Source organism: Janthinobacterium sp. 344 (genome assembly GCF_900112025.1).
Classification (GTDB): Bacteria; Pseudomonadota; Gammaproteobacteria; order Burkholderiales; family Burkholderiaceae_D; genus Janthinobacterium.
Genome location: NZ_FOKL01000025.1, coordinates 1 through 7,702, shown reverse-complemented (window position 1 = coordinate 7,702; position 7,702 = coordinate 1). Strand labels below are relative to the sequence as shown.

The 7,702-nt window shown below is 59.9% G+C and carries 6 protein-coding genes and 1 rRNA gene; all 7 read left to right on the top strand.

The window, feature by feature from the left end; all coding sequences use genetic code 11:
* The first annotated feature begins 9 nt into the window (after positions 1–9).
* The 7 genes from rrf to BM193_RS28110 all read left to right on the top strand — a co-directional run bounded on the left by rrf (position 10) and on the right by BM193_RS28110 (position 7,309).
* Positions 10–122, top strand: a 5S ribosomal RNA gene (rrf, locus tag BM193_RS28140).
* A 227-nt stretch (positions 123–349) separates the two neighbouring features.
* A complete protein-coding gene (locus tag BM193_RS28135; RefSeq protein WP_092804718.1) occupies positions 350–1,039 on the top strand; it encodes a response regulator transcription factor in 690 nt (229 codons plus the stop codon).
* Entirely contained in the window at positions 1,026–2,252 is a 1,227-nt protein-coding gene (locus BM193_RS28130; RefSeq protein ID WP_092804721.1) for a sensor histidine kinase, read from the top strand. Before BM193_RS28135 ends, BM193_RS28130 begins: the two co-directional genes overlap by 14 nt.
* A gap of 220 nt (positions 2,253–2,472) precedes the next feature.
* Entirely contained in the window at positions 2,473–3,162 is a 690-nt protein-coding gene (locus BM193_RS28125; RefSeq protein ID WP_092804724.1) for a phosphatase PAP2 family protein, read from the top strand.
* A 62-nt stretch (positions 3,163–3,224) separates the two neighbouring features.
* On the top strand, positions 3,225–4,703 hold the full coding sequence (locus tag BM193_RS28120; protein ID WP_092804727.1) for a DUF2868 domain-containing protein: 1,479 nt from the start codon (positions 3,225–3,227) through the stop codon (positions 4,701–4,703).
* Complete coding sequence (locus BM193_RS28115) at positions 4,700–6,190, top strand: DUF3482 domain-containing protein (RefSeq protein WP_092804730.1); 1,491 nt, start codon at positions 4,700–4,702, stop codon at positions 6,188–6,190. The genes BM193_RS28120 and BM193_RS28115 overlap by 4 nt, the downstream gene beginning before the upstream one ends.
* A 39-nt stretch (positions 6,191–6,229) precedes the next feature.
* On the top strand, positions 6,230–7,309 hold the full coding sequence (locus BM193_RS28110; RefSeq protein WP_092804733.1) for a tartrate dehydrogenase: 1,080 nt from the start codon (positions 6,230–6,232) through the stop codon (positions 7,307–7,309).
* Positions 7,310–7,702 lie beyond the last annotated feature (393 nt).

Sequence of the window (7,702 nt, the reverse complement as noted above, 5' to 3'; positions counted from 1 at the left end):
CAAGTTATGCCTGATGACCATAGCAAGTTGGTCCCACCCCTTCCCATCCCGAACAGGACCGTGAAACAACTTTGCGCCGATGATAGTGCTGCAACCAGTGTGAAAGTAGGTTATCGTCAGGCTTGTTATTCGCAGTAAGAGAAAAACCCGATCAGCAATGGTCGGGTTTTTTTTCGTCTGGCGGTGTTAACGTTAGCCCCAAGCGAAGGCTGGGGTCGGACTCCCATGGGCGAGCGCGCAAGCCCCTGCGTTTGCGGCATGGAGGGGCTGACCCCGGCTGTTCAGCAGCCGGGTAGTTCACCATGGGTTAAATGTCAGGCGACGTGCACTTTCCCCATACAATGGCGGTATGCGCATCCTGATCATTGAAGACAATCCCGATATCCTGGCCAATCTCTACGCCTATCTGGAACCGAAAGGCCATGTGCTCGATTCCGCCATGCATGGCTATGCCGGCCTGGCCTTGCTGGCCCAGCATGACTACGATGTCATCGTGCTCGATGTCATGCTGCCGGGCCTGACAGGACTGGAACTGTGCCAGAAGCTGCGCGGTGAATTGAAAAACAGCACGCCGCTGCTGATGCTGACGGCACGCGATACTCTGCAAGACAAGGTTGCCGGTTTTGACAGCGGCGCCGATGATTACCTGGTCAAGCCATTTTCCTTGCTGGAACTGGAAATCCGCCTGAAGGCCTTGCTGCGCCGTGCGCACGGGAAAACTGCACCGACTGCCGTGCTGACGGTCGGTGACTTGTATTTTGACATGGAAAAATTCGAGGTCCGGCGCGCCGGCCAAGTCTTGACCTTGACCAAGACCGCTTATACCATCCTGAAATGCCTGATGCGCGAAGCGCCCAAGCTGGTGCCGCGCGAGGTGCTCGAACATGCACTATGGGGCGACGACCGTCCCGACAGCGATGCCTTGCGCACACACATCCATGCATTGCGCCAGGTACTCGACAAACCGTATGCCTTTCCCATGCTGCGTACCATTCCCGGCATCGGCTATAAATTGCTGAGTGAAGATGCGCCCGTTTAGCTCCCTGAAGCGGCGCATCATCTTCGCCTACCTGCTGTTCGCCGTGGTGGCGAGCATCTTTTTTGCCATCATCGCCGCTATCGCTGTCGAAGGCATCGAAGTGCGCCTGGTCGATGAGCGCCTCAAAGAGGTGGCAGCCTGGGCATCACCGCGGCATGCGGCCGGCTTGCCCGTCGACATGCCGGCGGGCCTGAGTTTTCATCATGCGGAGGATACGCCGCCGCCGTTGCGAGGGCTGGCACCCGGCATGCATGAAAAAACCGTCGATGGGGTCGATTTGCACGTGTTGGTCGGCAGTGACATACATGGCGAATTCGTCGTCATCGACCATGCCACCGAGTATGAAAAAATCGAGCTGGTGGTGTACAGCATGTTTGCTCTGGGGTTTCTCGGTTTCCTGATTTGCGCTTCGTTGCTGGGAGCATTCATCGCCAACCGCCTGATCACGCCCATCATGGCTCTGACGCACGCTGTCAAGGCGGGTGATTCAGCCTTGCCGCTGCAGGACAGCACCGATGAATTAGGGATATTGTCGCGCGCTTTTGCGGGCCGTACGGCGGAGTTGACGGAAGTTCTCGACCGCGAACGCTTTTTTACGGGGGATGTCAGCCATGAATTACGCACCCCGCTGACCGTGATTACAGGCGCGGCGGAAATCCTGATGGAGCAAGCCAGCGATGATCCTGTCGTGCGTTCCGCCTCCGAACGCATCGCGCGGGCCGCGCGCGAAGCCACCGATTCCGTGACTGTCTTGCTGCGCCTGGCGCGTGCGCCAGAGTTGCTGGAATGCGCGCCACTATCCGTGGCGGAACTGGCGCGGCAAGAGTGCCAGCGCTATCAGTCATATACGGCAGGCAAACCGCTCACGCTCGTGTTTGCGGGCGGCGATGACTTCCTGGTCAACGCGCCGCGTGAACTGCTCGCCGCTGCCATCGGCAATCTGGTGCGCAACGCCTGCCAATATACCTTGCAGGGCGAGGTCATCGTGCGGCTGGCGCAACGTACCTTGATCGTCGAGGATACGGGACCCGGATTGCCGGAAGCCGCGCGCGCCCGCTTGCTGCACCAGCCCATACCGGCAAACCTGGGCGGATCGTCCGGCACGGGCCTGGGGCTGGGTTTGGTGCAGCGCATCTGCCTGTATCTGGGCGCCAGCCTGGACTTCAGCGTCCGCCCGGGCGGCGGTGCGCTGCTGCGCATTAATTTTACGTAAATCTTTCCTGCATCTGCGCGCGTTTAACGAAAATTTAACGCGCAGCTGACGTGCACTTCATCGCGATACTTGTAAGGTTCCCCGCAGCTTGTCTTGCACAGTCGCTGTTGTTGGCGGTGGCGCCGTCATGTTCTCTTCATCTTGGCACTGTACGATAGCTTGGGTGGCTGCCGCACTGGGCGGCCAGTCTCTTTCATATCATCGAGTAAATGCGTGCACCATGCTGGCCAAACTGAAACTCCTCAAAACACCCAAGGGTATCGATAGCGTACTGATGCTGTCGGCCATGCTGATCATCTGGATCGGCAATTACAGCAATCTGGACCTGACGCTGGCCGACAGCATGTTTGATGATGCACGCCGGCACTTTTCCGGCATGGACAATGCCCTGGCCGGCAGTTTCCGGTCTGGCATGATCTGGCTGGCCGCCGCCGCGGTCATGCTGGCCAGCTGGGATGCCGTGCGTCCCTTGCCAAGGCTCGCAGCGCGCCGTACGGCCTTGCGCGTCCTGGCCCTGTCGGCCTTGCTGGTGCCCGTTTGCCTGTATCTGCTGTCCATGTTCAGCGGCGCGCTGTGTCCTACGGATCTGCTGCGGTATGGCGGCTTGGGATCCTATGCCCGCCTGCTCGAAAACGTGCCGGCGCAGGCGTCCGCCATGGTGTGCCTGCCGGCAACGCAGGCGAGCCATGCCTGGTGGCTGCTGGCCTTGCCGCTGGTTTTCCTGCCACGCCAGCCACGTCTGGCGGCCCTGGTTGCCGGCCTCATGCTGGTGTGCGGCTTGGCACTGGGGTGGCTGCAGCAGCTGCAAGGCGCGCAGTTCCTCACGCATACCTTGTGGTCCGCCTGGGTCGCCGCCTTCCTCGTGTATCTGCTGTATCAATTGCTGAAAGCCGAGGACGCGTTGGCCTGAAACACAAAAGTACGTCACAATCTGCCTGTCGAGTTGTCGTTTCATACAAAAACAGGAGCGCCATGAACGAGCAGATTGCGAGAGAAGTCATATTGGTCCGGGCTATCGAGACGGCTGACCAGAAAAAAGAAGTCCTCAGCGAGGACGATCGCATGTATGCCAGCCGCAGCGCGAGGGAACTTGCTCAGTGGCAAGCGTCGGGCAAACAGGCCGAGGTGACGGGCGACGATTTCCTGCAACAGCGCTCCGAGTTGATTCTCAAGCGCATCACCGAGCGCACGCCCGCCTTCGCCGCCTTCGCCAAACGCCGTAACGGCATGAAAACCCTGGCGCTGAGCTTGCCCCTGCTGTCCCTGCTGCTCGGTGCCGGGCTCGACCGCATTACTGACCCGCACCGCGTCGACTTGCTGTCGGCGCCCTTGCTGCTGATCATCGCCTGGAATTTGCTGGTGTACCTGGGCTTGCTGATCTGGCTGTGCATCCCCTCGCATTCGCTGGGCTGGCCGAAAGCGGGACTGGTGCGCCACTTGAGCGTGGGCCGCCTGGCCTTGCCGCGCAAGTTGCCGCATGCGCTGTCCTCGGGCTTGCTCAGTTTCATGGGGGAATGGGCGCACCTGAGCGCCAAGCTGACGGCCGCGCGCCTGAGCCGCACCATCCACCTGAGCGCCGCCATGTTTGCCATCGGCGCCGTCGCCTCGCTGTACGCGCGCGGCTTCCTGTCGCAATACGCGGCTGGTTGGGAAAGCACGTTTCTCGGTGCCAGCCAGGTGCACAGTCTGCTCTCGACCCTGTTCGCGCCGGCCATTGCCCTGTTCCACCTGCAAGGCTTTTCCTTGGCGGAAATCGAGGCACTGCGCTTCCCGCAAACGACGAACGTCGAAGGGGGCGCGCGCTGGGTGCATCTGTATGCGGCAACCATCTTCCTGCTGGTGGTCGTGCCGCGCGTGATCCTGGCGCTGGCCAATCACTGGCGCGCTGCCCGTCTGGCAAAAAACTTTCCGCTGGATCTGGACCAGCCGTATTTCCGCAAACTCAATGAAAGCATCGGCGTGGCCACGGGCGGCATGCTGCGCGTGCTGCCCTACAGCTTCACGGTCGATGAGGCGCGCCATAAAGGCCTGGGCCAGCTGTCCATCATGCTGTTTGGCGAACAGGGCCGCGTGATGCTGCGACCATCGACGTCGTATGGCGAGGAGCCGCAGGACGTCCTGCGCGGCACGGACTTGAATGATCCGCAAGTCAATATCACGGCCGTGCTGTTCAATCTGACGGCGACGCCGGAAAAGGAAAATCACGGCGCCTTCCTCGATTATCTGGTGCAATCATCGGCACGTGGCATCGCCGTGCTGATCGACGAGTCCAGCTTTCTTGAACACGCGGGCGAGCAGGCGGACAATGCTGCCCGCCTGGCGGAGCGCGTGGCGCTGTGGCAACAGTTCTGCCAGTTTCATAAAACCACGGCCACCCTGGTCAATTTGCTTAATCCTGCCTTGCATCCGCTCGACGCTGGTGTGGGGCTGAAAGTATCGGCAGCAGCATGAGTGTGAGTGTGAACAAAGATGGGCAGGATGGTGCGGTGCAGATTCAGTTTGCGCTGATTTCGCACACGAATAATGGCAAGACGACTCTGGCGCGCACCTTGGTGGGCGTGGATATCGGCGAAGTGCGCGACGCCGCCCACGTGACGGTGTTTGCGGAATCGCATACCTTGCTGACCACGCCGCACGGCGATAGCCTGCAATTGTGGGACACGCCCGGCTTCGGCGACTCGGTGCGCCTGCTCAAGCGCCTGGGGCAGTCAGGCAATCCCATCGGCTGGTTCCTGCGTGAAGTGCTGGACCGCTACCGCGACCGTCCATTCTGGCTCAGCCAGCAAGCCTTGCGCACGGCCAAGGACGCGGCCGATGTCGTGCTGTACCTGGTCAACTCCTCGGAAAATCCCAAGGATGCGGGCTACCTGCCGGCGGAGATGAAGATCCTCGAGTGGCTGGGCAAACCCGTGGTGGTCTTGCTCAATCAGATGGGGCCGCCACGCGCGGGCAATGAGGAGCACGGCGAACAGGCACGCTGGCGCACACATTTGCAGCAATATCCCATCGTGCGCGACGTCCTGGCGCTCGATGCCTTCGCCCGCTGCTGGGTGCATGAACGCGTGTTTTACGAAGCCGTGGGTAAATTGTTGCAGCCATCGCAGCAAGCCGGCTATGCGCGTCTATTTGCCACATGGCAGGCGCAAAATGCTGCGCGTTTCCAGCAGGCCATGCACTTGCTGGCCGCGCAACTGGTTGTGGCCGCGCAAGACAATGAAGCGATTGCCCCTGTTTCCAAGGGGCTCCTGAAATCGGCCTTGCAGGTGGTTGGCATCGGCAAGAATGAGGAACAGCAGCGCCAGGAAAAGGCCATGGCCAACCTGGTGGCGCGCCTGAACACGCGCAGCGGCGAAACCACGCGCGAACTGTTGATATTGCACAAACTCGATCCCACCGATGCGCACAAGATCAATACCCGGGTGCGGGAAAACTTTGCCGTACGCGCACCGATCGACAAGGCACAAGCGGGTTTGCTGGGCGCCATGATTTCCGGTGCGGCCACAGGCCTGTCGGCGGACCTGATTTCCGGTGGCCTGACCCTGGGCACGGGTGCCTTGCTTGGCGGTGTCGTCGGGGCGCTGACATTCGCCGGCGCCGCCTGGGGTTTTAATTCGGGCACGGACCGCAATGAACCTACCATGCAATTTACCGATGCCTTTTTGCGCACTCTGGTAGTGGCGGGCGTGCTGCGTTATCTGGCGGTGGCGCATTTTGGCCGTGGCCGCGGCAATTTCGTCGAGAGCGAAGCGCCGGCATTCTGGCAAGATGAAGTCGAGCAAGCGGTGGCACGCCATGATGGCGCCTTGGCCGAATTGTGGAAAGATGTGCGCCGCGAGAAATCCGGGGAGCTGGCCGCCGATCGTGCGCAGCCGGTAATCACGGCGATCACCTCCGATGTGCTGGCACGCTTGTATCCCGACGTGCCGCAGCCGATGTAAATGCGGGCCGCCCGCGCCTAATCAACAACAGGACTCTCCATGCGCACACATAAAATCGCGGTCATCGCCGGTGACGGCATCGGCAATGAAGTCATGCCGGAGGGCTTGCGCGTCGTCGAGGCCGCCGCGCGCCGTTTTAATATCGACTTACAGTTCACGACCATGGCCTGGGCTAATTGCGACTATTACCTGGAACACGGACAAATGATGCCGTCGGACTGGTTTGCGCAGCTCAAGGATTTTGACGCCATCTATTTTGGCGCCGTGGGCTGGCCAGACAAAGTGCCCGACCATATCTCCTTATGGGGCTCATTACTGAAATTCCGGCGCGAATTCGATGAATACGTCAATTTGCGGCCCGTGCGCCTGATGCCAGGGGTGCCTTGTCCGCTGGCGAATAAAAAGCCGGGCGATATCGATTTCTATGTGGTGCGCGAAAATACGGAAGGTGAGTATTCCGCCGTGGGCGGGCGCATGTTCGAAGGGACGGAGCGTGAAACGGTGCTGCAGGAATCCGTGTTTACGCGCAAGGGTGTCGACCGCATCTTGCAATATGCATTTGAACTGGCGCAAAGCCGCCCCAAGAAGCACCTGACGTCGGCGACCAAGTCGAACGGCATCGCCATCAGCATGCCGTACTGGGATGAGCGGGTCGAAGCGATGGCGCCAGCATATCCCGAGGTGCGCTGGGACAAATACCACATCGACATCCTGGCCGCCCGCTTTGTACTGAGTCCCGAGCGTTTCGATGTGGTGGTGGCGTCGAATCTGTTTGGCGATATCCTGTCCGATCTGGGGCCCGCCTGCACGGGGACGATCGCCATCGCGCCGTCTGCCAATATCAATCCGGAGCGTACATTCCCGTCCGTATTTGAACCGGTACACGGCTCCGCTCCCGATATCTATGGGCAGAATATCGCCAACCCGATCGGCATGATCTGGTCGGGCGCCATGATGCTGGACTTCCTTGGCAATGGCGACGCCAATTACCGGGCCGCGCACGATGCGGTGGTGCGCGCCATCGAACAGGTGCTGGAACACGGCCCGCGCACGCCGGACATGGGTGGCAGCGCCAGTACGACCGATGTTGGCATGGCGGTGGCAGTCTTGCTCAAATAATGCTTGCCGCTCTCGACCGGCTTGGCTATAATTCTCCCCCTCGCTGAACGACGCATGCAAATGCCGAGTGAAGCAGGGTGAAAAAAGAAGGTTGACGAATTAGCCGAAACGCTTCATACTCTTCCTTCTTCGCAGCTGACAAACACAACGCTTTGTCGATAGCGCGAAAGCAGTAACCGAATACAGTTCTTTAACAATTAACAGTCGATAAGTGTGGACATTTGATGCAAGTGCAGCGCCGATCTTCGGATTGGCGTCTAACTTAAAATATCAAATGTTCACGAAGAAATAAATGAAATAGGACGCTTCGCAAGAAGTGGCCTGTCAGTTGTTTTTGAAGTGAGCGACCCGTCAGCAATGACGGTGCCGGTAAAACGGCAAAGTAACAGAGAT

Bases quoted from the DNA above. Each gene is read 5' to 3' on its own strand.
- BM193_RS28115 (WP_092804730.1), top strand. From the start codon at position 4,700: ATGAGTGTGAGTGTGAACAAAGATGGGCAGGATGGTGCGGTGCAGATT.
- BM193_RS28125 (WP_092804724.1), top strand. From the start codon at position 2,473: ATGCTGGCCAAACTGAAACTCCTCAAAACACCCAAGGGTATCGATAGC.
- BM193_RS28135 (WP_092804718.1), top strand. From the start codon at position 350: ATGCGCATCCTGATCATTGAAGACAATCCCGATATCCTGGCCAATCTC.
- BM193_RS28110 (WP_092804733.1), top strand. From the start codon at position 6,230: ATGCGCACACATAAAATCGCGGTCATCGCCGGTGACGGCATCGGCAAT.
- BM193_RS28130 (WP_092804721.1), top strand. From the start codon at position 1,026: ATGCGCCCGTTTAGCTCCCTGAAGCGGCGCATCATCTTCGCCTACCTG.
- BM193_RS28120 (WP_092804727.1), top strand. From the start codon at position 3,225: ATGAACGAGCAGATTGCGAGAGAAGTCATATTGGTCCGGGCTATCGAG.